We start from the raw sequence: 565 nt of genomic DNA on the forward strand, positions 1-565 counted from the left end.
GGCAAGATAATTTTGTGAACCTGAGAGCCGGCCTCGTGTCCCTTCGAAAATTCAAGAGCCTCGTCCAGCCCCTTCTTGATACTTTCAAATGCGCTCATTGTTTGTTGCTCCACATTGAAACGATCGCTTTGCTCATTTCTACAGTTGCTGCCTGTTCTTTAGAAGAAAGATTAGCCTTTTCGTTTTTTGCGAAAATCGTGATCAAAAATATCGGCATGTGGCGTCCACCAAATACGTAAATCGTTCTGAAGCCTCCGCTTTTCCCTCCACCTTCTCTGGGGATGCGGATTTTTCTCAATCCGCCACCTAGGGAAACACCCTCTTCTGGGTTTGTGGCAATCCAAGTGATCACCGCCTCACGCTCTGCGTCCGTCATAATCGATCGCGCGCGGCGTTGGAACTCAGGCAACTCAACTACAGTTTGCAATTCAGTCATTTATGTATACTTCATTGGCGTATACGTCAATGACATGCTATGGTTTTTTATATTTATCAAGCAGATCAACCGCATGTTCCAAGGTTTCCCCTAATCCCCAACCATTAGCATCCGCAATTTCATAAAATG

The 565-nt window shown here is 45.5% G+C and carries 1 protein-coding gene; it reads right to left on the reverse strand.

Translation table 11 applies throughout. From position 1 onward, the window contains the following. Nucleotides 1-94: 94 nt before the first annotated feature. Nucleotides 95-436, reverse strand: coding sequence for a type II toxin-antitoxin system RelE/ParE family toxin (locus HBA93_RS18075; protein WP_221724218.1), 342 nt, complete (start codon nt 434-436; stop codon nt 95-97). Between the last annotated feature and the right edge of the window lie 129 nt (nt 437-565).

The sequence above is a fragment of the Ochrobactrum sp. SFR4 genome, assembly GCF_019730395.1.
Lineage (GTDB): Bacteria > Pseudomonadota > Alphaproteobacteria > Rhizobiales > Rhizobiaceae > Pseudochrobactrum.

Excerpts from the sequence above, each read along its gene's own strand:
- HBA93_RS18075 (WP_221724218.1), bottom strand. The coding sequence starts at position 436 with ATGACTGAATTGCAAACTGTAGTTGAGTTGCCTGAGTTCCAACGCCGC.